This is a genomic window from Paenibacillus riograndensis SBR5 (assembly GCF_000981585.1).
Lineage (GTDB): Bacteria > Bacillota > Bacilli > Paenibacillales > Paenibacillaceae > Paenibacillus_AQ > Paenibacillus_AQ riograndensis.
On record NZ_LN831776.1, the window covers coordinates 1,137,981 to 1,162,167 of the forward strand.

Annotated in this window: 8 protein-coding genes, 6 tRNA genes and 3 rRNA genes; all 17 read left to right on the plus strand. The window is 54.5% G+C overall.

Annotation, left to right across the window (positions count from 1 at the left end; all coding sequences use genetic code 11):
* Window positions 1–170 precede the first annotated feature (170 nt).
* The gene (locus PRIO_RS04940; protein ID WP_020426138.1) at window positions 171–1,667 is read left to right on the plus strand and encodes an ABC transporter substrate-binding protein; all 1,497 of its coding nucleotides are present in this window, start codon (window positions 171–173) and stop codon (window positions 1,665–1,667) included.
* An 84-nt stretch (window positions 1,668–1,751) separates the two neighbouring features.
* Window positions 1,752–2,672, plus strand: a complete 921-nt coding sequence (locus tag PRIO_RS04945; protein WP_039785508.1) for an ABC transporter permease — start codon at window positions 1,752–1,754, stop codon at window positions 2,670–2,672.
* Between the two features lie 23 nt (window positions 2,673–2,695).
* A complete protein-coding gene (locus PRIO_RS04950) occupies window positions 2,696–3,613 on the plus strand; it encodes a carbohydrate ABC transporter permease (protein ID WP_020426136.1) in 918 nt (305 codons plus the stop codon).
* A gap of 29 nt (window positions 3,614–3,642) precedes the next feature.
* Window positions 3,643–6,171 (plus strand): glycoside hydrolase family 3 N-terminal domain-containing protein, encoded by a 2,529-nt coding sequence (locus PRIO_RS36575; RefSeq protein ID WP_020426135.1) that lies wholly within the window; start codon window positions 3,643–3,645, stop codon window positions 6,169–6,171.
* Window positions 6,158–9,352: an alpha-mannosidase gene (locus PRIO_RS04960; RefSeq protein ID WP_046501309.1), complete on the plus strand. Its 3,195-nt coding sequence runs from the start codon at window positions 6,158–6,160 to the stop codon at window positions 9,350–9,352. Before PRIO_RS36575 ends, PRIO_RS04960 begins: the two co-directional genes overlap by 14 nt.
* Before the next feature lie 847 nt (window positions 9,353–10,199).
* A complete protein-coding gene (locus PRIO_RS04965) occupies window positions 10,200–11,519 on the plus strand; it encodes a glycoside hydrolase family 125 protein (RefSeq protein WP_020427468.1) in 1,320 nt (439 codons plus the stop codon).
* Window positions 11,516–14,689, plus strand: coding sequence for an alpha-amylase family protein (locus PRIO_RS04970; RefSeq protein WP_020427467.1), 3,174 nt, complete (start codon window positions 11,516–11,518; stop codon window positions 14,687–14,689). The genes PRIO_RS04965 and PRIO_RS04970 overlap by 4 nt, the downstream gene beginning before the upstream one ends.
* Window positions 14,690–14,717: 28 nt before the next feature.
* Complete coding sequence (locus tag PRIO_RS04975; RefSeq protein WP_020427466.1) at window positions 14,718–17,471, plus strand: alpha-mannosidase; 2,754 nt, start codon at window positions 14,718–14,720, stop codon at window positions 17,469–17,471.
* Between the two features lie 786 nt (window positions 17,472–18,257).
* A 16S ribosomal RNA gene (locus PRIO_RS04980) occupies window positions 18,258–19,808 on the plus strand.
* Window positions 19,809–20,225: 417 nt separating this feature from the next.
* A 23S ribosomal RNA gene (locus PRIO_RS04985) occupies window positions 20,226–23,153 on the plus strand.
* A 79-nt stretch (window positions 23,154–23,232) separates the two neighbouring features.
* Window positions 23,233–23,349 (plus strand): 5S ribosomal RNA (gene rrf / locus PRIO_RS04990).
* Together the 16S, 23S and 5S rRNA genes with 6 tRNA genes alongside form the textbook arrangement of a ribosomal RNA operon.
* A 55-nt stretch (window positions 23,350–23,404) precedes the next feature.
* A tRNA-Ile gene (locus PRIO_RS04995) sits at window positions 23,405–23,481 on the plus strand.
* Window positions 23,482–23,484: 3 nt separating this feature from the next.
* Window positions 23,485–23,560 (plus strand) — tRNA-Asn (locus tag PRIO_RS05000).
* A 3-nt stretch (window positions 23,561–23,563) separates the two neighbouring features.
* Window positions 23,564–23,653 (plus strand) — tRNA-Ser (locus tag PRIO_RS05005).
* Between the two features lie 173 nt (window positions 23,654–23,826).
* A tRNA-Glu gene (locus tag PRIO_RS05010) sits at window positions 23,827–23,901 on the plus strand.
* A 31-nt stretch (window positions 23,902–23,932) separates the two neighbouring features.
* A tRNA-Val gene (locus tag PRIO_RS05015) sits at window positions 23,933–24,008 on the plus strand.
* 34 nt (window positions 24,009–24,042) lie between these two features.
* A tRNA-Met gene (locus PRIO_RS05020) sits at window positions 24,043–24,116 on the plus strand.
* The last annotated feature ends 71 nt before the right edge of the window (window positions 24,117–24,187 follow it).

The window sequence follows — 24,187 nt, forward strand, 5'->3', positions numbered from 1 at the left end:
ACGCCGGCAAGTTCTTTTCTTTATTTTCTACATGATTATATTTAGTTTAGCTTCTGTCTGAAAATGCTTACATCAACTAAAGTTAAGATAATCCTTGAAAGGACAGAGGCTGGCAAGGGCTTTGGAGATTTCTGCAGTTTCAAGGTGAACAAAAGGGGAGGTTATAAAGAATGAGCAAGAAAAGCAAACGGTTATCCCTGTTAGTAACATCCATGATGGCATTCTCGGTGCTGCTCAGCGCATGCGGCGGTTCGAACAACAATGCCGGAACCAATGAATCTGCTTCAGGCTCGGAAGGCAAGTCGGAGAAACCGGTTGAGCTGATCTGGTACACCATCGGTGCGCCGCAGAAGGACCTGGACACGGTCGTGGCTGAAATCAACAAATATACCAAAGAGAAAATCAATGCAACCCTGAAAATCAACATGATCGACTTCGGCGATTACTCACAAAAAATGCAGGTTAAGGTAGCCTCCGGCGAGCCTATGGATATCATGTTTACGAGCTCCTGGGCCCTGGATTATGTGCAAAATGCCCGCAAAGGCGCATTTCTCGAAATTGACAGCCTGATCGATCAGTACGGCAAAGGCATCAAGGATGCCATCGACCCTGCCTTCCTGGAAGGCTCCAAGGTAGACGGACACAACTATGCCATCCCTGCCAACAAAGAGCTTCCGGCCCAGGAAGTATGGCGCTTCAACAAAGAGCTTGTGGACAAGTATAAGCTTGACATCAGCAGCGCAACCACTCTGGAAAGCATTGAGCCTATGCTCAAAACCATCAAAGAAAACGAACCGGGCATCACGCCATATGCGATGGTGAAGGATTTCATGCCGGTAATGCCGTTTGACTATATTATTGAAAAAATGCCGATGGCCGTTTATCTGGACACCAAGGACTATAAAATCGTCAATATTCTGGAAACTCCAGAGCTGAAAGCGAATCTTGAAACCGTACACAAATATTACAAGGCCGGTTACCTGTCGTCAGAAGTAGCGACGACTACCTCCGTAGATGACCTTTATAAATCCGGCAAATGGTTCATGGACCGCGCCTCTACACAGCCAATGGCTGACAATCTCTGGTCAGCCAGCTACGGCTATCCTGTAGTCTCCTCGCCAGCAGGCAAATCCTATATTTACAACTGGTCCGTTATGGGATCGATGCAGGCCATTTCCGCCAACTCCGAGCATCCGGAGAAAGCCATGGAATTCCTGAACCTGCTGAACACTGATCCGGTCCTGCGCAACATGGTCGATTCCGGTATTGAAGGCGTGCACTATGAAAAAGTCAACGACAACACTGTGAAGTTCCTGCCGGAAGCCAAAAATTATGACATGCCGACCTTCTCCCTGGGCAATGTCATGATCACTTACTTGAATGAAGGCGACCCTGCGGACAAATGGGAGCAGTTCAAGAAATTCAACGAAGCGGGCATCAATGCTCCGCTGCTCGGCTTCAACTTTGATACCTCCAAGGTAACGAGTGAAATTGCCGCTGTGCAGAACGTGAAGGAAGAATTCTGGGCACCGCTTATGACGGGAACCGTAGATCCTAACGAATACCTGCCAAAAGCAATTGAGAAATTCAAAGCTGCCGGACTCGATAAAATCATCGCAGAAGCACAAACCCAAATCGACGCCTGGAAAGCTGCGAACAACAAATAATTCATTCCCTTAAGGAAGACCGGGCGGGTGCCAAGCCCTTTGCCCGGTCTTTCTTTTACAGTTTAGGAGGGCTCACCCGTGAAAATGATCCGAAATATCATCAATAACAAAGTTATGCTGCTCATGGTTCTGCCGGGCGCGCTGTGGTTCCTCTTTTTCTCCTATCTGCCGATGGTGGGGACGGTTATCGCTTTTAAAGAATACCGCTACAGCCGGGACGGCTTTTGGGCCAGTATTATCAACAGCAAGTGGGTAGGCTGGGACAACTTCAAGTTCCTGTTCACCACGAATGACGCGTATGTCATCACCCGCAACACGCTTTTATACAATGCAGTCTTTATATTGCTGGGGCTGGTATTGTCGGTGGCCATGGCGATTGTGCTCGCAGAGATTGCCAACAAGAAGCTGGCGAAGGTCTATCAGACCGGCATGTTCCTGCCGTATTTTCTGTCCTGGGTTGTGGTCGGCTACTTTGCCTTCAGCTTTCTCAGCTCCGAGAGCGGTGTGCTGAACCAGATCCTGAGCTATTTTGGGGCAGAACCGATCAATTGGTATTCCGAGAAAAAATACTGGCCGGTGATCCTCGTCCTGGTATATCTGTGGAAGGCGCTGGGTTATAACAGCGTAGTCTATCTGGCGGCTATTATGGGGATCGACAAATCGCTGTATGAAGCGGCGATGATTGACGGTGCAGGCAAATTCCAGCAGATCAAGAATATCACGCTGCCGCTGCTCAGCCCGATTATTACGATTATGACCCTGCTGGCTATCGGGAAAATCTTTTATGCCGACTTCGGCCTGTTCTACCAGGTGCCCCGCAACTCCGGGACGCTCTACAGTGTTACGAACGTTATCGATACCTATGTCTACCAAGGCCTCAAATCTACAGGCGAAATTGGCATGAGTACTGCAGCGGGCCTGTATCAATCCGTGGTCGGCTTCGTGCTTGTCATTACCTCGAACTATATCGTGCGTAAATTCAATAAGGACAGCGCCTTATTCTAGTCAGGGCGAAAGGAGTGAACCAGATGTCCACATTAGTCAAAAAAGAACGTGATTTCCATAAGCTCTCCAAAACCTGGAACGTGCTGTTTAATCTGTTTGCCGGTATTTTTGCTTTCCTGTGCGTATTTCCTTTTATCTTTGTCGTGATCATTTCCTTCACGGATGAAGGGACCCTGGCGAGAGACGGGTACAGTCTGTTTCCGGCCAAATGGAGTCTGGCAGCGTACCGGTATGTATTCGAGTCCGGGGATATGCTGCTGCGTTCCTACGGGGTGACCATCCTTGTGACCTTGCTCGGCACCTTGATCAGCCTGCTGTTTATTTCTTTTTATGCCTATGCCATTTCGCGTAAAAGCTTCAGATACCGCAATTTTTTTGCGTTTTTTGCTTTTTTCACCATGCTGTTCAATGGCGGGCTCGTTCCGACTTATATCATTGTCACCCAGTTTCTGGGTCTGAAGGATACGATCTGGGCGCTCGTGATGCCGCTGGCGGTCAACGCTTTTTACATTATGATCCTGCGGACCTTCTACAGCACCAGCGTTCCGGATGCCCTCATTGAATCCGGTAAAATCGACGGCGCGGGTGAATTCCGCATTTTCCTGACACTGGTGCTGCCGCTCTCCTTGCCGGGCCTGGCCACGATTGCCCTGTTCAGTACGCTGGGCTACTGGAATGACTGGTTCAACGCGCTGCTCTACATCGATGATCCGAATCTGGTGCCGCTGCAGTCCATGCTGATGAGGATCGAGACCAGCATGCAGTTTATTATGCAGAACTCCTCCAACAGCTCACTCAGCCTTGAAGCGCTCCGCTCCATGCCGCAGGATACCTCGCGGATGGCGATGGTGGTGCTGGCGACCGGACCGATTATTTTTGCCTATCCATTCTTCCAGCGTTATTTCATCCAGGGTCTTACGGTAGGAGCCGTGAAGGAATAATACGTTAGCAGAGAGAGGGAGTGCAGAGAATGACATATAAAGATCCAAGCAGACCGTCCGCAGAACGGGCAGAGCATCTGCTGGGACTGATGACCTTGGAAGAAAAGGCCGCACAGCTGGTTCAGCCCTTCGGCTGGCAGGCCTATGAACATACAGATGGAGAAATTACACTGACGGAAGATTTCAAACGCCAGGTGGCGGAGACGGGCATCGGCTCGCTATATGGTATGCTTCGCGCCGACCCGTGGACCGGAGTGACGCTGGCCAGCGGGCTGTCCCCGCGCCAGGGGGCGGAAGCGGTGAACGCCCTGCAGCGTTATGCCATCGAGAATTCCCGGCTGGGGATTCCGATCCTGATCGGAGAAGAATGCTCGCACGGCCATATGGCGATTGGAGCTACCGTGTTCCCGGTTCCGCTGTCGCTCGGAAGCGCATGGAATGTGGACCTGTACCGGGAAATGTGCCGGGCGGTGGCCCTGGAGACGCGGAGCCAGGGCGGGACAGTGACCTATTCGCCTGTGCTGGATGTCGTGCGCGATCCCCGTTGGGGCCGCACGGAGGAGTGCTTTGGCGAGGATGCCTATCTGATCAGCGAGATGGCTGCCGCCTCTGTCGAGGGGCTGCAGGGTGAATCACTGAGCAGTCAGGAGAGTGTAGGCGCAACACTGAAGCATTTCGTCGGCTACGGCAGCTCCGAGGGCGGCCGCAATGCCGGGCCGGTGCATATGGGCTGGCGTGAGCTGCTTGAAGTCGATCTGCTGCCGTTCAAGAAGGCGGTTGAAGCGGGCGCTGTTTCCATTATGCCGGCCTACAATGAAATCGACGGCGTACCCTGTACGACGAATACTGCACTCATGGAAGATATTCTCCGTGGAGCGTGGGGGTTTGATGGTCTGGTGATCACAGACTGCGGAGCGATTGAGATGCTGGCTGCCGGCCATGATGTAGCCGAGGATGGACTGGATGCCTCGGTGCAGGCCATTTCTTCAGGCATTGATATGGAGATGTCCGGCGCGATGTTCGGCAAGCATCTGGTGAATGCCGTCCGCACCGGCAAGCTCGCGGAGGGGATATTGGACCGCGCGGTGCAGCGGGTGCTGGAGCTGAAGTTCAAGCTTGGCCTGTTCGAGCAGCCGTACGCCGACCCGGATGCGGCCGAACAGTTCATCGGCAGCGTGAAGCACCGGGAGCTTGCCCGCAGGCTGGCTGCTGAGAGCATCATTCTGCTGAAGAATGAGGGCGGCACGCTGCCGCTATCCGGCGGCAAAGGAGGTACCGGCAGCGCCGGAAGCACCAGCAGCAGCGGCAAAGACGGCAGCGCCACTGGCATAGGCGAGAGCAGCGGCATCGGCGGCAGCGCCATCGGCATAGGCGACAGCGGAGGAACCGACGGTAGCGGCACTGGCACAGGCAACAGCAACGCCACTGGCACAAGCGACAGCAGTGGCAGTGCCACCGGCATAGGCGAGAGCAGCGGCATCGGCGGCTCCGGCAAGGTTGCCGTGATCGGACCGAACGCCGATGCGCCTTACAATCAGCTGGGCGACTATACCTCGCCGCAGCAGCGCTCCAGCATCGTAACCGTACTGGACGGTGTGCGCAGCAAGCTGGGGGCGGAGCGGGTGCTGTACGCCCCGGGCTGCCGGATCAAAGGCGACTCCAGAGAAGGCTTCGAAGCAGCGCTCGCCTGCGCAGAGCAGGCCGATACCGTGGTGATGGTGCTCGGCGGATCAAGCGCCCGCGATTTCGGCGAAGGCACGATTGATCTGAAGACTGGCGCCTCGAAGGTGACGGAGCATTCCTGGAGCGATATGGACTGCGGGGAAGGCATTGACCGGATCTCCCTGGCCCTTTCAGGGGTGCAGCTGGAACTGGCGCAGGAGATTCATAAGCTGGGCAAACCGCTTGTCGTGGTCTATATCAACGGCCGTCCCGTCAGCGAGCCATGGATTGAAGAACATGCCCACGCGATTCTGGAAGCCTGGTACCCTGGTCAGGAGGGCGGCCATGCGGTGGCGGATATTCTGTTCGGGGACGTGAATCCTTCAGGCCGGCTGACGATTTCCTGGCCGAAGGATGCAGGCCAGCTACCGGTGTACTACAACGGCAAACGCTCGCGCGGCAAAAGATATCTTGAAGCGGATTCGCAGCCGCGTTACCCGTTCGGGTTCGGACTGAGCTATACAAGCTTCAGCTACTCTGAGCTCAAGGTAGAGCCGCAGGCAATCACTGCGGACGAAACCGCAACAGTAACCGTGCGGGTAGAGAATACAGGTGAACTTACCGGAGCTGAAGTAGTTCAGCTGTATATCTCAGATGTTGCCAGCAAGGTTACAAGACCCGCCAAGGAATTGAAGGGCTTCCGCAAAATCACGCTGTCTCCGGGCGAAGCGCAAATTGTGGAATTTGAAATCGGCGCGGAGCAGCTGCAGTATATCGGCCCGGACTATCAGCCTGTTGTAGAACCGGGAGCCTTCAAGATACTGGTGGGCAGCCATGTTAACGATGTGCTGGAACAAGACTTAAATGTCATGGAGGGTACACATGGAACGGATTAGAAGATTTATCCGTGAGCTGTCCGAGCGGCAATGGCTGGAACAGCAGAAGCTTGAGGGTTGGGATATTCAGGCTGGGGTGTATACCGTGCCGGGGCAATACGACGGAATGCGGCCGTATACCGAGGGCGGGGATTTCACCCTGTTTCCAAGCGTTCAAGGAACCACTTACTTTTTTCGGCGTACACTTGCGGTACCTGCGGAATGGGCCGGTCAGCGGGCGGGCCTGATTTTTGAGTCGGGAGGCGAGGGGCTGCTGCGGGTGAACGGAGAGTCACGCCAGGGACTGGACCGGAACCACACCTTTGCGGCCCTTGAACCATCCCCGGACGGAAGACCGCTGGAGCTGGAGATCGAATTGTTCGATCCGATCCCGGAGCCGGTGGACCCGTTGAACCAGCAGGCGGTGATCCAGCCGCCGGTCCGGGCGATCCGTACAATGCTTGTACTGGTGAATGAAGCGGTACAGAGCTTGATGTACAGCGCTGTAATCGTCCGCGATGCGGCCGTTCTGCTGCCGGAAGCGGACATGCGCCGGACCCGGATGCTTGAAGCCTTGTACCGTGTAATCGATGGATTTTTGAATATGGATGAGACTGCCGTCCGTGAAGGGAGTGCCGTCGCCGCCCTTGAAAAGAAGCTGCGCGCAGACATTGCAGGCATTGGCGGAAACGCGGAAGGCACCATTCATATGGTCGGCCAGTCGCATATCGACATTGCCTGGCTGTGGCCTGCACGGGAGACTGTGCGGAAGACCAGCCGCACCTTCTCAACCGTGAACGCCCTAATGGAGGAATACCCGGAATATCAATTTGCCCAGAGCCAGCCGCAGCTGTTCCAATATCTCAAGGACAACGATCCGGTTCTGTACGCCAAGGTCAAAGAGAGAATCCGCGAAGGTCGCTGGGAGCTGGTCGGCGGCATGTGGGTGGAGCCGGATCTGAACATTCCGAGCGGTGAGTCGCTGATGCGCCAGATGCTCTACGGCCAGCGGTTCTACCTGGAGGAATTCGGCAAAACCTCGGACATTGAATGGCTGCCGGATACCTTCGGCTACTGCGCATCGCTTCCGCAGATCTTGCGGCATGGCGGCGTGCGGTATTTCATGACCACGAAGCTCGGCTGGAACGACACCAATGTGTTCCCCTACGATCTGTTCCATTGGGTCGGCATTGACGGCACCTCCATGCTGTCTTATCTCAACCATGGGGTGAACGAGAATACCCTGCCGAAGGATGTCCACGATCACTGGCAATCCTTCCGTGAAAAGAATATCCACAACGAGCAGATGCTGCTCTACGGCCATGGCGACGGCGGCGGAGGGGTGACCCGCGAGATGCTGGAATACATCCGCCGTGCGGAGCTGATGGTCGGCCAGCCTGCCAGCACGTTCAGCAATGCTGCCGGGTTCTTCTCCGGCATCGGGGAGCGGCAGCCGCAGCTGCCGGAATGGCGCGGTGATTTGTACCTGGAGCTGCACCGGGGCACGTATACCACACACGGGCGCAACAAACGGAATAACCGCAAGGCGGAGATTCTGTACCGTGAGGCGGAGCTGTGGCAGACGCTGGCAGGTTCGTCCATAGCGCCAGAGCTGCAGCGCAGCATTGCCGGACAGCTGCATAAAGGCTGGAAGCTGGTGCTGCTCAACCAGTTCCACGACATTATTCCCGGCTCGGCCATCACCGAAGCCTATGAAACCTCAGAGAAGGAATACCGCGAGGTCTTCGCCCTTGGGGAATCGTCGCTCCAGCCGGGGCTGGAAGCCTTGACAGCCCAAGTGGCAGCAGCAGGCGAAGGTATACCTTACGTGCTGTTCAACAGCCTTGGCTGGGAACGGGATGCCGTAGTCCCGGTTCACTTGCCGGAAGGCCGGACCTGGGCGGCTTATGACGAGGCCGGAAGTCCGCTGCATCTGGATCTTGCTGCCGATCTGTCCGCTAGGGATGAAGCGGCAGAGCAAGGTGCAGAACAAGGTGAAGAACAAGCAACAGAACAATCTATAGAACGAGCTACAGAACAAGCTACAGGCCAAGTCACTGCTTATATTCATGTCCCGTCCATTCCGGGCTTTGGTTATAAGACGGTATGGCTTAGACAAGTCGATGAGGCCGTGACGGGCAGCATGCCGGAAAGAAGGGAGCTGAACGACAGCTGGGAAACACCGCATTATCGTCTTGCCTTCAATGAACGGGGCGAAATTACCAGCCTGTTCGACAAATCGGCAGGCCGTGAAGTCGTGCAGCCGGGCGGTCGCGCCAACCGGTTCCACTTCTTCCACGACCGTCCGACGCTCTGGGATGCCTGGGACATTGACAGCCGTTATGAAGCCCAGCCCGCCGGTGAGGCCGAACTGGTGGAGAAGTATGTGCTTCACTCCGGCAAAGTCCAGGATGTGCTGAGATTCCGCTGGAAGCTGGGCCAATCCGAAATCACACAGGATTTGATCCTGTATGCCCATGACCGGCGGATCGATTTTAAAACACATGTGGACTGGAACGAAGCCCACAAGCTGCTGAAGGTCGGATTTCCGGTCGATGTGGTTGCAGACAAAGCGACCTACGAGATTCCTTTTGGGGCGCTGGAGCGTCCGACGCACCGCAATACCAGCTGGGAGCAGGCGCAATATGAGGTCTGCGGGCACCGTTTTGCCGATGTATCCGAACATGGCTACGGCGTCAGCCTGCTCAATGACTGCAAATACGGCTACGATATTCAAGGCAGCACCATCCGCCTGTCTCTGCTGCGTGCGCCGAAATGGCCGGATAAGGTTGCGGACCAGGGTGCCCATGACTTCACATATGCACTCTATCCTCACACCGGGGATTGGCGCAGTGCGCATACGCTGCGCAAGGCCGCAGAGCTGAATCATGAGGTTCCGGCCATCGCCGCTGATGGGAAGACGACTGGACAGCTGCCGTCCACCGGATCTTTTATCCGCTTTGACGGGCAGCATGTTGTGCTGGATACAGTGAAGCCTGCTGAGGATGGGCGCGGCAGTGTCCTGCGGCTCTATGAATCCTCCGGCGGGCGCGAAACCGTGAAGCTGGCCTGGAATCAGCCTTTTAGCGAAATTTATATATCGAATGCTCTGGAAGCGGAACTGGAGCCTGTAATCCACCACGAAGGTGAATTCGAGCTGAATTTTGCTCCGTTTGAGATCAAGACTATTTACATTCGGTAAACTCATACTTTGCCTTGCTCATAAGGTGCCCAAGTGTGCCTATAAGTGGCTAAGAGTGCCTAAGTGTGACTATAAGTGCGTCCATAAGTAGCTAAGTATGCCCATAAGTGGCTAAGAGTGCCTAAGTGTGACTAAGTGTGCCTATAAGTGCGTCCATAAATAGCTAAGTGTACCTACAAGTGTACCTACAAGTGTGCCCATAAGTGTGCCCATAAGTGTGCCTATAAGTGTGTCTACAAGTGTGCCTATAAGTTTGCCAACAAGTGTGTCTACAAGTGTACCCGTAAGTGGCTAAGTGGAATTTCTCCATCTATTTTGCCCGAAAACCGCTGCCCACCAGCAATTAGTGGGAATTACTCCACCTAATTCGGTGAAATTGATTGTTAATTAGCCTGGGAGGGCGGATTAAGTTTACTTTTTCCCACTATTCATTTATAGAGGGGCCAACAGTAATAAATAGTGGGAGTTTTTCCACTTAGCATAGCGGATTAACCACAGTCGCAGTCAGAACCGCAACCACAACCGCAACCGCATTCGTAGCTGTAGCCGCAGCAGTAACGGTAACTGAACCGCAACCGCATTCGTAGCTGCCATCGCAACCGTAACCGCACCTGCACCTGCACCTGCACCTGTAACTGTAACTGTAACTGTAACTGTAACTGTAACTGTAACTGTAACTGTAACTGCAACTGTAACTGCAACCGCAACTCCAGCTGTACCTGCACCCTGCAACCCAACTTTAAGCCGGGGGGGGCCATAGAACGTGTCAGTTGATCTGTCTCGGCTCCCCGGTTTGTAAAGTTTACATGACTATTCTACCTACATGAACATAAGGAGTGTACCTTCCTTGGAACAATTCAGACTACCGAAAATCCCAATGCCGGAGCTTACGCTGCCGCAAGCCGTACAGGAGGTACTGGCTGAAGCCGAAAAGAAGCTGGCCCACCGTCCGAAGCTGTTGCAGCTGTTCAAAAACTGTTTTCCCAATACTCTGGAGACGACCACCAAGCTGCTTGATGACGGTACGACCTTTATCATTACCGGAGATATCCCGGCTTCCTGGCTGCGCGACTCTGTGGAGCAGGTCATTCATTATGTCCCCTTAGCCAAAAATGACCCGGACCTCCAGCGCATCATCGGCGGCCTGATCAAACGTCATATCCAGTACATCCACATTGATCCTTACGCCAATGCTTTTAATGAGTCGGCCAATGACTGGCACTGGAACACCACCGATGTCACGGAGATGTCCCCGTGGGTCTGGGAGCGGAAGTTTGAGATTGACTCGCTTTGCTTCGTTGTGCGGCTGGCTTATACCTACTGGAAGGAAACCGGTGTTACCGATTTTTTCAATGCGGAGTTCAAGTCTGCTTTGCGTACGATAATTGATTTGTTCCGCAGAGAGCAGCGCCACTTCGAGCAGTCGCCTTACCGCTTCACCCGCAACAACGGCATTCCTGAGGACTCGCTGCGCAACAAGGGCCTCGGCATGCCGGTGAACTATACAGGAATGATCTGGTCCGGCTTCCGCTCCAGCGATGATGCCTGCGATTTCCACTACAATATCCCCGGCAATATGTTTGCTGTTGTAGCCCTGCGCCAGATGCAGGAGTTCGCCGAGTGGGTATTCCGGGACATGGATCTGCTGGCTGAACTGAAAGAGCTGGAATTCGAGGTCGACTACGGGATCAAGCTGTACGGAATTTACCGTCACCCTGAGTTCGGGCCGATTTATGCCTATGAGACAGACGGCTTCGGCAATTACTGCCTGATGGATGATGCCGGAACCCCCGGGCTGATCTCCATTCCGTATCTGGGCTATACCACTGCGGATGATCTGATCTATCAGAACACCAGAAGGTTTGCGCTCAGTAAAGAAAATCCTTTCTATTATGAAGGAACAGCAGCCAAAGGCATCGGCAGCCCGCATACACCGAAGGATTATATCTGGCATATGGCCCTGTCCATGCAGGGAATTACCGCACAATCTGTGGAAGAAAAGCTGGAACTGGTCGCCCTGCTGGAAAACACAGATGCGGATACCGGCTTCATGCACGAAGGCTTCCATGCCGATGACCCGTCCGTGTTCACCCGCAGCTGGTTCGCCTGGTCAAACAGCCTGTTCTCCCAGCTGGTGTACCGGATGATGAAGGATGGCCAGCTGTGAGTGCGGGCAATGTGATTCTGTTCAGCGACCCGTTGTTCCCCGGCTATTCTGCATCCGCCGGACGGATACAGGAACAGGCTCAGCGCCTTGGTGAATTACAGCATGGCGCCGCCAGCGCCCAAGGTGCCCATGCTGTCCATACTGCCGATGCGGAGCGGCTGGCAGCGGCATTGGATGCCGCCGGGCCTGGCGCATGTTTCATCAACCTGCACGCCCCCTATTTTCCGAAGGAGGCCTGGGGCTCCATCCTGGCCTACCTTCAGCGCGGCGGCGGACTGCTGAACATCGGCGGCGCACCGTTCAAGGTTCCGATGCGCCGCGACAATGGCGTCTGGCAGGCGGAAGCCGAGCAGACCGCCTACCACCGGCAGCTTCATATTCATGAAGCGCTGCGGGTGGACGGCGGGCGTGTCCAGGCTCACGCCGCCCTTGCGGACATCCCTCTGTTCGCAGGCCGCGAGAGGCTGCTCGCACCGGCGGACACCTGGAATCTGGTGCCGCACGTGACCAAAAGCAGCGATCTGCCGGAGCAAATGGGCGCAAGCGGCCCCATGGATACCCGGATCTATCCGCTGCTGAAGGGCATCTCGGCGGAAGGCCGTGAGGTATCTGCTCCCGCTGTGCTGTGGGAGCATGTCGGCGGCCCCTTCGCCGGAGCGCGCTGGATCTTCATCGGCCAGAAGCTTACGCCTGAGCACTGCGGGGACGAAGGCCTGAAGCTGCTCGCGGCCTGCGCGGCCTTTGCCGCCAAAGGCGTCACCGAGCTGTGGCTGAAGCCGAACTACGCCTCCTATGAGCAGGGCGAGCGGCCAATGATCAGCCTGCAAAGCCAGCGGTTAAGCCGCACCGGGGCGGGACAGGAAAACTGGCAGCTTCAGTTTACCTTGCAGAAGGACGGAGCGGCCTCCCCTTGCTTCGAGCACAGCAGCGGGATCATGGCCGGCACGGAAATGAACTTTTTCCGTCTGCCAATCCCTGTAGAGCTTGAACCGGGCCTGTATGATCTGGTCTGCCATGCGGAGGCGGAGGACGGCGAGCAGCGCGTGCTGCGCCAGGGCTTCTGGGGTTATGATGCCGCACTGCTTGCGCAAGGCGAGCCTATCACAGCCGGGAGGGACTACTTCCAGAAGAATGGACGTCCGCTGCCGGTCGTAGGCATGACTTATATGACTTCGGATGTGGCACGGAAGTTTCTTTTCCTGCCGAACGCAGCCGTATGGAACCGCGATATGGCACAGATGAAGAAGGCCGGGATCAACTGGATCCGCACCGGCATCTGGACTGCTTACCGCAATATCATGCAGGTCGACGGCCATGCCTCCGAAGAGGTGATGCGGGCCATTGATGCTTTTCTGCAGACGGCCAAAAAACACGACCTACAGGTGACCTTTACCTTCTTCTCCTTTACACCGGAGACCTGGGAGGGGCGCAATCCTTATCTCGACCCGCGCAGTGTAGAGGGCCAAAAACGGTTTATCCGCTCCATTGTTGCCCGGCACGTTCACACAACCCATGTGGATTGGGACTTAATTAATGAGCCGTCCATGTTCGATCCGCCGCGCATCTTCTCGGACGGACCGAGCACTGCGGGTGACAGCCATGAACAGCAGGCCTTTTCCGCCTGGCTGGAGCAGCGTCATGGCAGCATCACCGTTCTTCAGGAGCGCTGGAACATGACACCGCTGGAGCTGCCCGATTTTGTATCGGCACGCCCCCCGGAACAAGCAGAGATCAACTTCAGCATCCAGGATATTCATTCCGGGAAACGCGGAACCCGCTGGCTCGATTACTGCCTGTTTTCCATGGACATGCATAACGTTTGGGCCAAGGAGTTATATGGAGCAATCAAAGAGCTCAACCCCGCGCAGCTGGTGACCGTAGGCCAGGACGAAGCGCTGGGCGCGCAAAGACCTTCGCCGTTCTTTTACGAACAGGCCGTAGATTACACAACCGTCCATAGTTGGTGGCTGAACGACAATCTGCTGTGGAGCGGGATCTTTGCCAAAACAGAGAACAAACCCAACCTGGTGCAGGAAACCGGAATTATGTATGTCGAAACCCCGGACGGACGCGCCAAAAGAACCGAGGAAGAGCTGCGCTCCATCCTGGAACGCAAGTATGCCTATGCCTTTGCTGCAGGTGGAGCGGGAGCGGTTCAGTGGATCTGGAACACCAACTTTTATATGGATAATGCCAATGAATCGCAGATCGGCGCACTGCGCGCGGATGGCACCGAAAAGCCTGAGGCGGATGTCTCGTATGATTTCGGACGTTTCATAGCGGAGGCGGGGAATTTGTTTACGGGACGGAAGCTTGAGGATATCGCCGTTATTTTCCCGTATTCCAACGATTTTTCTAACCGTAAGCTCGCCTATGACGCCACCACCCGGCTGACACGCATTCTGTCCTACCAGCTGCGCCTGCCGTTCCGTGGAGTTTCGGAATATGGCCTGGAAGCGCTGGAAGCCCAGCCGCCGAAACTGATTTTGCTGCCGAGTGCACATAATCTGGATGACGGCGCGATGGACAAACTGATTGGATTCGTGGAACGCACTGGTGCAGTGCTTTTGGTGACGGGTACGCTGGGCCTCAACGCTTACTGGCAGCCGTCCGAACGTCTTGTGGAGCTCCTTGGCACGCGTGAACTGAGCAATGTGCGGCGCGAGGAACGTATGAAGCTTGGCGGTAAAACCTTTGCCGTTTCCTACGGGCAGCGCCGGATTGCTGAACTGGTAAAAGAAGTGCAAGTGCGGGATACCGCCGCCGCCCGTCCGGCAGAGCCCGGAGACACCGTAATGGACCTCCCTCTGGGGAAGGGACGCCTTATCTGGTGCCCGCTTCCGCTGGAACTGAATGAACGCGACGAACCCATTGCCGAGCTTTACCGCTATGCGGCGGAACGCTCAGGCGTTTCTGCCGGACTGGAATGGATCAGCGGGGGCGATATGCCGGGCGTCTACGGGCGTAAGTTGGATTTTGCCGAAGGAGCGCTTTACATTTTCGTATCGGAATATGCTTGGGACGCGGACATTGAAGTCAAAGACCGACAGACTGGGGTGAGCTACAGCTTCCGGCTTGAGAAAGAACGTTCCGTACTGTTTGCGGCAGACAAGCAAGGGCAGCTGACTTCTGTGTACAGGGCGGAAGAAACTGCGGTTACAACATACTGAGCAAGATTTAAGGGGAGAGATGGGACTTATGACGAAGAAAAAAACCGCACATATCGTTTCCCACACCCACTGGGACCGGGAATGGTATTTGCCCTACGAGAAGCATCATGTCCGTCTGGTGCAGCTGGTGGATGCGTTACTCGATAAATTAGACAGCAGTACAGCCTTCCGCAGCTTTTATCTGGATGGCCAGACGATTATTCTGGAGGATTACCTCCAGGTCCGCCCCGAGAACAAACAACGTCTGGAGCAGCATATCCGGGCTGGACGGATTCTGATTGGCCCTTGGTACATTCTGCAGGATGCTTTTCTTACGAGCGGTGAGGCTAATGTGCGCAATATGCAGATCGGCCATCAGGATGCTCTGAAATACGGCGAGCCGTCCAAAATCGGCTACTTCCCCGATACCTTCGGCCTCGTCGGCCAGACGCCGCAGCTTATGCTCCAATCCGGCATCCGCAATGCCTTCTTCGGCAGAGGCGTGAAGCCTACCGGCTTTAATAATACCGTATCGGACGGCGGCTACGAGTCTTCGTTCTCCGAGCTGATCTGGGAAGGGCCGGACGGCTCCCGTATTCTTGGTATTCTCTTCGCCAACTGGTATTCCAACGGCAACGAAGTTCCGGTGGACGAAGCTGCTGCGCGGGAGTTTTGGGACCGGAAGCTTGCAGATGCAGAGAAGTATGCATCCACAGGCGAGCTGCTGTTCATGAACGGGTGTGACCATCAGCCGCTGCAGCTCGATTTGCCGGAGGCGATTGCCACTGCGCAGGCGCTTTATCCGGGTGTGGAGTTCGTTCATTCGAACTTCCCGGATTACCTGGATGCGCTGAATGCTGAACTGGAAAAGGGAGGGGAGTCCGGCACACTGGAGCTGTCCTCCGTTACAGGCGAGCTGCGGAGCCAGCGGACCGACGGCTGGGGCACGCTTGTCAATACGGCTTCGGCCCGTGTGTATTTGAAGCAGATGAACCAGAAGGGCCAGGCCCTGCTTGAAAAAGCAGCCGAGCCGCTGGCGTCCATCGCGGGGCTTGCCGGCAAAGACTATCCGCATCATCTGTTTACCTACGCCTGGAAGACGCTGATGCAGAACCATCCGCATGACAGCATCTGCGGCTGCAGTGTGGACGAGGTGCACCGCGAGATGGTGACCCGTTTTGATAAAAGCCGCCACATAGCAGAAAGCATCATTGAAGACAGCGCCAGATTTATCGCCGGGGCTGTTGATACCTCTGTTTTTGCGGGCGCTGCGGAAGCTGTTCCTTTTGTGGTGATGAACACTACAGGCTGGAGCCGCACGGGCACTGTCAGCATTGAACTCGATGCCGCCCGCTTGTACCTGCGTGAAGGCTACGGCCTGGAAGAGACCTCCCGCAGAATGCAGGAATTCGATCTCTCCGGCCGGGTATTGCTGGATGACAGCGGTAAGGCACTTGCCTGCACCGTGGAGGATCTGGGTCTAGAATTCGGCTACGATCTGCCGGACGACAAGTTCCGCCAGCCTTTCATGTGCCGCAGAGTCAAGCTTACCTTTGAAGCGGCTGAAGTTCCGGCGCTTGGACTTCGCGCCTATGCCTGGACCACACAGCAAGCGGCAGCAGCTCCGGCTGCGCCTTCGCTCGTGAGCGGCGGGCATGTGCTGGAAAATGCAGCAGTCCGTGTTGAAGTCGCCGCAGACGGCTCCTTCAGCCTGCATCACAAGCAAAGCGGAGCGGTCTACCGTGATCTTGGCATCTATGAGAATACCGGGGACATCGGCAACGAATATATGTACAGACAGCCGGATGGCGAGCTTCCTTTGACAACCAAAGGCCTGGATGCAGCGGTTGCTGTCCTGGAAGATACCCCTTTTCGTGCAGCTATTGAGATTACACATGCCTGGGAGATTCCCGCTTCAGCAGACGCCAGATTGAACGAAGAACAGCGGGCGCTGGTCTATTATCCGGAGCGCAAGGCACAGCGCAGCACCGGGACGGTGATTTTGCAGCTTCGCACGGTGATTTCGCTGGAACGTGAAGGCAAAGGGCTGCATATTGAATCCACCATCAACAATACCGCGAAGGATCACCGTGTGCGTATGCTGTTCCCTACGGATTTGCAGACTGCGGTGCATCACGCCGATTCCATGTTCGAAATTGCCAAGCGGGACAACGAGCCAGCGGCAGAATGGCAGAATCCGAGCAATACACAGCATCAGCAGTCTTTTGTGGATGTGAGCACTGCTGAGGCTGGCCTGACTGTAGCCAATCTCGGCCTGAATGAATATGAGGTGCTGCGTGACGGACGTAATACAATTGCTGTTACCCTGCTTCGCAGCGTAGGCGAACTGGGCGACTGGGGCTGGTTCCCGACACCAGAGGCACAATGCCTCGGCGAGCATACCGTACAGCTAATGCTGATTCCGCATACTGGAGACGGTATTACTTCAGGTGCATATGCTCAGGCGTACCAATTTCAGGCTCCGTGGACTACTTTCCAGACGGATATCCACTCCGGCACCATTACTTCGGGTTATTCACCACTGAGCTGGAAAGGCACAGAAGCCGCATTTTCTTCTATGAAAATGAATGCGACCACCGGAGACCTCCTACTGCGCTGGTATAACATGAGCGGCTCACAGGCACAGCTGGATGTACAACTGGGGCTGCCTCATGAACATCTGTACCGCACAGGCATTCTGGAAGAAAGTACGGCTCCATTGCCGGATTCGGGTGATGCCCGGCATCTGCTGGAGCTTGGACCTTGCGAGATTGCTACGTTCGGGATTCATTTAGGAGCTTAACCTTATATGTCAAAAGATCCCCCGGCGCTTCCCTGCCGGGGGATCTTTAAATATTCATCCTGTTGATTTACCTCTGACTCTTCTACTTCCTTTTGTACATCTTATACCAGTCCATAACAGCCTTAGTGAGCGTGGGATTTCTATGTCGCTCCCAGTCAGACGTTTCCCAATCGCGGATCGCCTGCTGCTTCGTTTTGTAGAAACTGTAATCGCGGATATTCCAAGGGCAGTAGACTTTTCTGTACCATTTGCCATTAGAGGTTTCGCATGTGTAGCGGCGGACTGCCCTCCTTATTAAGAAGGGAAGCTAGAGGTCGTGAAGGGTCTTCATAAGCGATCACCTCTTTCGGAAGCAGACATAAATAATCGGAGCTTGGACATCATACAGTCTAGACGCTGGTGATTAGGATAAGTTTCATTGCTGAACAAAAATAGCGAACCTGACGGGAAACAGAGTGAATTAAAAAATGCTTGCAATGAATCTCTGTACATGGTATATTCTTATTCCGGCCATGAAAGTTAAACGCCGAGCTCGAAAAGAAATTAAAAAAAAGAGCTTGCATTAATCGGCCGAACGTGATATATTATAAGAGTTGCTGGTGAGAAGATAATCATCGCCGACGACGAGTTTGATCTTTGAAAACTGAACAACGAGTGAGTGGGATTTCACGTAAGTGAGATCCAAAACAGATGAGTTTCACAGCGTGTTTCGCGCTTTAGAAATTTCATCAGAGAATGCAAATTCTCGTCAGATGATTCAAAATGAGCTATCGCTCTTTTCAATACCAATTGGAGAGTTTGATCCTGGCTCAGGACGAACGCTGGCGGCGTGCCTAATACATGCAAGTCGAGCGGAGTTTATCCTTCGGGGTAAGCTTAGCGGCGGACGGGTGAGTAACACGTAGGCAACCTACCCTCTAGACTGGGATAACTACCGGAAACGGTAGCTAATACCGGATAATTCCTTGACCCTCCTGGGTTTGGGATGAAAGGCGGAGCAATCTGCTACTAAAGGATGGGCCTGCGGCGCATTAGCTAGTTGGTGGGGTAACGGCCTACCAAGGCGACGATGCGTAGCCGACCTGAGAGGGTGAACGGCCACACTGGGACTGAGACACGGCCCAGACTCCTACGGGAGGCAGCAGTAGGGAATCTTCCGCAATGGGCGAAAGCCTGACGGAGCAACGCCGCGTGAGTGATGAAGGTTTTCGGATCGTAAAGCTCTGTTGCCAGGGAAGAACGTCCGGTAGAGTAACTGCTACCGGAGTGACGGTACCTGAGAAGAAAGCCCCGGCTAACTACGTGCCAGCAGCCGCGGTAATACGTAGGGGGCAAGCGTTGTCCGGAATTATTGGGCGTAAAGCGCGCGCAGGCGGCTGCTTAAGTCTGGTGTTTAAACCTTGGGCTCAACCTGGGGTCGCACTGGAAACTGGGCAGCTTGAGTACAGAAGAGGAAAGTGGAATTCCACGTGTAGCGGTGAAATGCGTAGAGATGTGGAGGAACACCAGTGGCGAAGGCGACTTTCTGGGCTGTAACTGACGCTGAGGCGCGAAAGCGTGGGGAGCAAACAGGATTAGATACCCTGGTAGTCCACGCCGTAAACGATGAGTGCTAGGTGTTAGGGGTTTCGATACCCTTGGTGCCGAAGTTAACACAGTAAGCACTCCGCCTGGGGAGTACGGTCGCAAGACTGAAACTCAAAGGAATTGACGGGGACCCGCACAAGCAGTGGAGTATGTGGTTTAATTCGAAGCAACGCGAAGAACCTTACCAGGTCTTGACATCCAACTAACGAAGCAGAGATGCATTAGGTGCCCTTCGGGGAAAGTTGAGACAGGTGGTGCATGGTTGTCGTCAGCTCGTGTCGTGAGATGTTGGGTTAAGTCCCGCAACGAGCGCAACCCTTGACTTTAGTTGCCAGCAGGTAAGGCTGGGCACTCTAGAGTGACTGCCGGTGACAAACCGGAGGAAGGTGGGGATGACGTCAAATCATCATGCCCCTTATGACCTGGGCTACACACGTACTACAATGGCCGGTACAACGGGAAGCGAAGCCGCGAGGTGGAGCCAATCCCAGCAAAGCCGGTCTCAGTTCGGATTGCAGGCTGCAACTCGCCTGCATGAAGTCGGAATTGCTAGTAATCGCGGATCAGCATGCCGCGGTGAATACGTTCCCGGGTCTTGTACACACCGCCCGTCACACCACGAGAGTTTACAACACCCGAAGTCGGTGGGGTAACCCGCAAGGGGGCCAGCCGCCGAAGGTGGGGTAGATGATTGGGGTGAAGTCGTAACAAGGTAGCCGTATCGGAAGGTGCGGCTGGATCACCTCCTTTCTATGGAGAATCGTTCTCTGCAATGAGAACATTCAAATCGGAAGCTTTGCTTCCAAACTCAGGTTTAGGCCTGTGACTCACTCGTTGGTCAGTTTTGAGAGTTTAAGCTCTCAAAGGACATATTGGTTTCCAGAACTTGCTTGTAGCCAAGCCGCTCGGAAACATGATATGATCTTCTTCCGGAGTTAAATCCGGAAACTCTTGATCCTTGAAAACTGGATACCGAAACGAAAATGCGTTTTAGAACATCTTTTAGCTGAAACTTGTGTGAACAAGTTGAAATAGTTATTAGTATGCTGAAAGCGAAGATTTTCGATTGTGCAGCGACTTTTGGGCGGAAATCCCCTTGTGAATTGCGTAAGCAGTGAAGAGGATCGGAACTCAAGCGGAGCGAACAAGCGAAACGATCTACGTGATGGTTAAGCTAATAAGAGCACACGGAGGATGCCTAGGCGCCAGGAGCCGACGAAGGACGTGGCGAACAACGAAACTGCCTCGGGGAGCTGTAAGCAAGCTTTGATCCGGGGGTGTCCGAATGGGGAAACCCGGCTGTGGTAATTCGCAGTCACTCACATCTGAATACATAGGGTGTGAAGAGGCAGACCAGGGGAACTGAAACATCTAAGTACCCTGAGGAAGAGAAAACAATAGTGATTCCGTCAGTAGCGGCGAGCGAACGCGGAACAGCCTAAACCAAGGAGCTTGCTCCTTGGGGTTGTGGGACGTCTCACATGGAGTTACAAAGGAAAGGTATAGGCGAAGAGGTCTGGAAAGGCCCGCGATAGAGGTAAAAGCCCTGTAGCTCAAATAGCTTTCTCTCCGAGACGGATCCCGAGTAGTGCGGGGCACGTGAAACCCCGTATGAATCCGGCAGGACCATCTGCTAAGGCTAAATACTACCTGGCGACCGATAGTGAAACAGTACCGTGAGGGAAAGGTGAAAAGCACCCCGGAAGGGGAGTGAAAGAGAACCTGAAACCGTGTGCTTACAAAAAGTCAGAGTCCTCTATATGGATGATGGCGTGCCTTTTGTAGAATGAACCGGCGAGTTACGTTTAACATGCAAGGTTAAGGTGAGAAGCCGGAGCCGCAGCGAAAGCGAGTCTGAATAGGGCGATTGAGTATGTGGACGTAGACCCGAAACCGTGTGATCTACCCCTGTCCAGGGTGAAGGTGCGGTAACACGCACTGGAGGCCCGAACCCACGTACGTTGAAAAGTGCGGGGATGAGGTGGGGGTAGCGGAGAAATTCCAATCGAACTCGGAGATAGCTGGTTCTCCCCGAAATAGCTTTAGGGCTAGCCTCGGTGAATGGAGTCGTGGAGGTAGAGCACTGATTGGGTGCGGGGCCCGCAAGGGTTACCAAGCTCAGTCAAACTCCGAATGCCATGGACTTCTTGCCGGGAGTCAGACAGTGAGTGCTAAGATCCATTGTCAAAAGGGAAACAGCCCAGACCATCAGCTAAGGTCCCCAAGTGTGTGTTAAGTGGGAAAGGATGTGGAGTTGCACAGACAACCAGGATGTTGGCTTAGAAGCAGCCACCATTGAAAGAGTGCGTAATAGCTCACTGGTCGAGTGACTCTGCGCCGAAAATGTAACGGGGCTAAACACACCACCGAAGCTATGGCTTGATGCTTTGCATCAGGGGTAGGGGAGCGTTGTATGTAGATTGAAGGTGTACCGTAAGGAGCGCTGGACCGCATACAAGTGAGAATGCCGGTATGAGTAACGAAAAGATCAGTGAGAATCTGATCCGCCGAAAGCCCAAGGTTTCCTGAGGAAGGCTCGTCCGCTCAGGGTAAGTCGGGACCTAAGGCGAGGCCGACAGGCGTAGTCGAAGGACAACAGTTTGAAATTACTGTACCACCGTAATCCGCTATGAGCGATGGGGTGACGCAGGAGGGTAGTGACGCGGACTGATGGATGTCCGTCCAAGCAGTGAGGCTGGTGTGTAGGCAAATCCGCACACCGTAAGGCTGGGCTGTGATGGGGAGCGAAAATTACAGTAGCGAAGGTCATGATCTCACACTGCCAAGAAAAGCCTCTAGCCAGGAGAAGGTGCCCGTACCGCAAACCGACACAGGTAGGCGAGAAGAGAATTCTAAGGCGCGCGGAAGAACTCTCGTTAAGGAACTCGGCAAAATGACCCCGTAACTTCGGGAGAAGGGGTGCCTCGGTAGGGTGAATAGCCCGAGGGGGCCGCAGTGAAAAGGCCCAAGCGACTGTTTAGCAAAAACACAGGTCTGTGCGAAGCCGCAAGGCGAAGTATACGGGCTGACGCCTGCCCGGTGCTGGAAGGTTAAGGGGAGCGGTTAGGAGGCAACTCCGAAGCTGTGAACCGAAGCCCCAGTAAACGGCGGCCGTAACTATAACGGTCCTAAGGTAGCGAAATTCCTTGTCAGGTAAATTCTGACCCGCACGAATGGCGTAACGACTTGGGCGCTGTCTCAACGAGAGATCCGGTGAAATTTTAATACCTGTGAAGATGCAGGTTACCCGCGACAAGACGGAAAGACCCCATGGAGCTTTACTGCAGCTTGATATTGAATTTGGGTACGATCTGTACAGGATAGGTGGGAGCCGTAGAAGCCGGAGCGCAAGCTTCGGTGGAGGCGCCGTTGGGATACCACCCTGATCGTATCTAGGTTCTAACCTGGTACCCTAAACGGGTACGGGGACCGTGTCAGGCGGGCAGTTTGACTGGGGCGGTCGCCTCCTAAAGAGTAACGGAGGCGTTCAAAGGTTCCCTCAGAATGGTTGGAAATCATTCGAAGAGTGCAAAGGCAGAAGGGAGCTTGACTGCGAGACCTACAAGTCGAGCAGGGACGAAAGTCGGACTTAGTGATCCGGTGGTACCGCATGGAAGGGCCATCGCTCAACGGATAAAAGCTACCCTGGGGATAACAGGCTTATCTCCCCCAAGAGTCCACATCGACGGGGAGGTTTGGCACCTCGATGTCGGCTCATCGCATCCTGGGGCTGAAGTAGGTCCCAAGGGTTGGGCTGTTCGCCCATTAAAGCGGTACGCGAGCTGGGTTCAGAACGTCGTGAGACAGTTCGGTCCCTATCTGTCGTGGGCGTAGGAAATTTGAGAGGAGCTGTCCTTAGTACGAGAGGACCGGGATGGACGTACCGCTGGTGCACCAGTTGTTCCGCCAGGAGCATGGCTGGGTAGCTACGTACGGACGGGATAAGCGCTGAAAGCATCTAAGCGTGAAGCCCCCCTCAAGATGAGATTTCCCAGCATGTAAGACCCCTTGAAGACGACGAGGTAGATAGGTTGGAGGTGGAAGCACGGCAACGTGTGGAGCTGACCAATACTAATCGGTCGAGGGCTTATCCAAATAACTAAAATGCAGTTTTCGTTTCGGATTCAGTTTTCAGGCAATCAAATTCCTGAAGCATTTGCACCGCAAGTGCCCGTTTGGTGGCGATAGCGGAGGGGTTCCACGCGTACCCATCCCGAACACGACCGTTAAGCCCTCCAGCGCCGATGGTACTTGGACCGAAGGGTCCTGGGAGAGTAGGACGCCGCCAAGCGGACAACCACACTCTGTGGTATTTTTTTTGCCCATAATATCTACATAAGATAGAAGGGCCTTTAGCTCAGCTGGTTAGAGCGCACCCCTGATAAGGGTGAGGTCGGTGGTTCGAGTCCACTAAGGCCCACCATTTTCCCTGATAGCTCAGTTGGTAGAGCACTCGACTGTTAATCGAGTTGTCACAGGTTCGAGTCCTGTTCGGGGAGCCATATGGAGAGGTGTCCGAGTTTGGCCGAAGGAGCACGATTGGAAATCGTGTAGGCGCCACAAGCGTCTCGAGGGTTCGAATCCCTCTCTCTCCGTAGCGTTACTTCCCTGAATAGGGATGAGAACCCTCAGTGGTTCGTTGAAGCATAAGCTTCGTTAGGTTTACTTCGCAATCTCGAACGAAGTGAGAGTATCCCTCTCTCTCCGTAGCGTTACTTCCCTGAATAGGGATGAGAACCCTCAGTGGTTCGTTGGAGCATGAAGATATGGCCCGTTGGTCAAGGGGTTAAGACACCTCCCTTTCACGGAGGTAACATGGGTTCGAATCCCATACGGGTCACCAATTATTTTCCCTTGAGGACAACCAAATATATGGAGGCTTAGCTCAGCTGGGAGAGCATCTGCCTTACAAGCAGAGGGTCGGGGGTTCGAACCCCTCAGCCTCCACCATAGTATTTCTTCAAAAGAATACGCTTTATACTGACGCGGGGTGGAGCAGCCCGGTAGCTCGTCGGGCTCATAACCCGAAGGCCGCAGGTTCAAATCCTGCCCCCGCAATTTAACCCCAAAAAGTAAAGATATGCTTTGTAGTGTATTCCGATTACTTTCCGGGGAGCCCATAGTACTTA

What these genes read in the sequence shown, in the direction of transcription:
- PRIO_RS04940 (WP_020426138.1), top strand. Translation starts at nt 171, where the DNA reads ATGAGCAAGAAAAGCAAACGGTTATCCCTGTTAGTAACATCCATGATG.
- PRIO_RS04945 (WP_039785508.1), top strand. Translation starts at nt 1,752, where the DNA reads ATGATCCGAAATATCATCAATAACAAAGTTATGCTGCTCATGGTTCTG.
- PRIO_RS04950 (WP_020426136.1), top strand. Translation starts at nt 2,696, where the DNA reads ATGTCCACATTAGTCAAAAAAGAACGTGATTTCCATAAGCTCTCCAAA.
- PRIO_RS36575 (WP_020426135.1), top strand. Translation starts at nt 3,643, where the DNA reads ATGACATATAAAGATCCAAGCAGACCGTCCGCAGAACGGGCAGAGCAT.
- PRIO_RS04960 (WP_046501309.1), top strand. Translation starts at nt 6,158, where the DNA reads ATGGAACGGATTAGAAGATTTATCCGTGAGCTGTCCGAGCGGCAATGG.
- PRIO_RS04975 (WP_020427466.1), top strand. Translation starts at nt 14,718, where the DNA reads ATGACGAAGAAAAAAACCGCACATATCGTTTCCCACACCCACTGGGAC.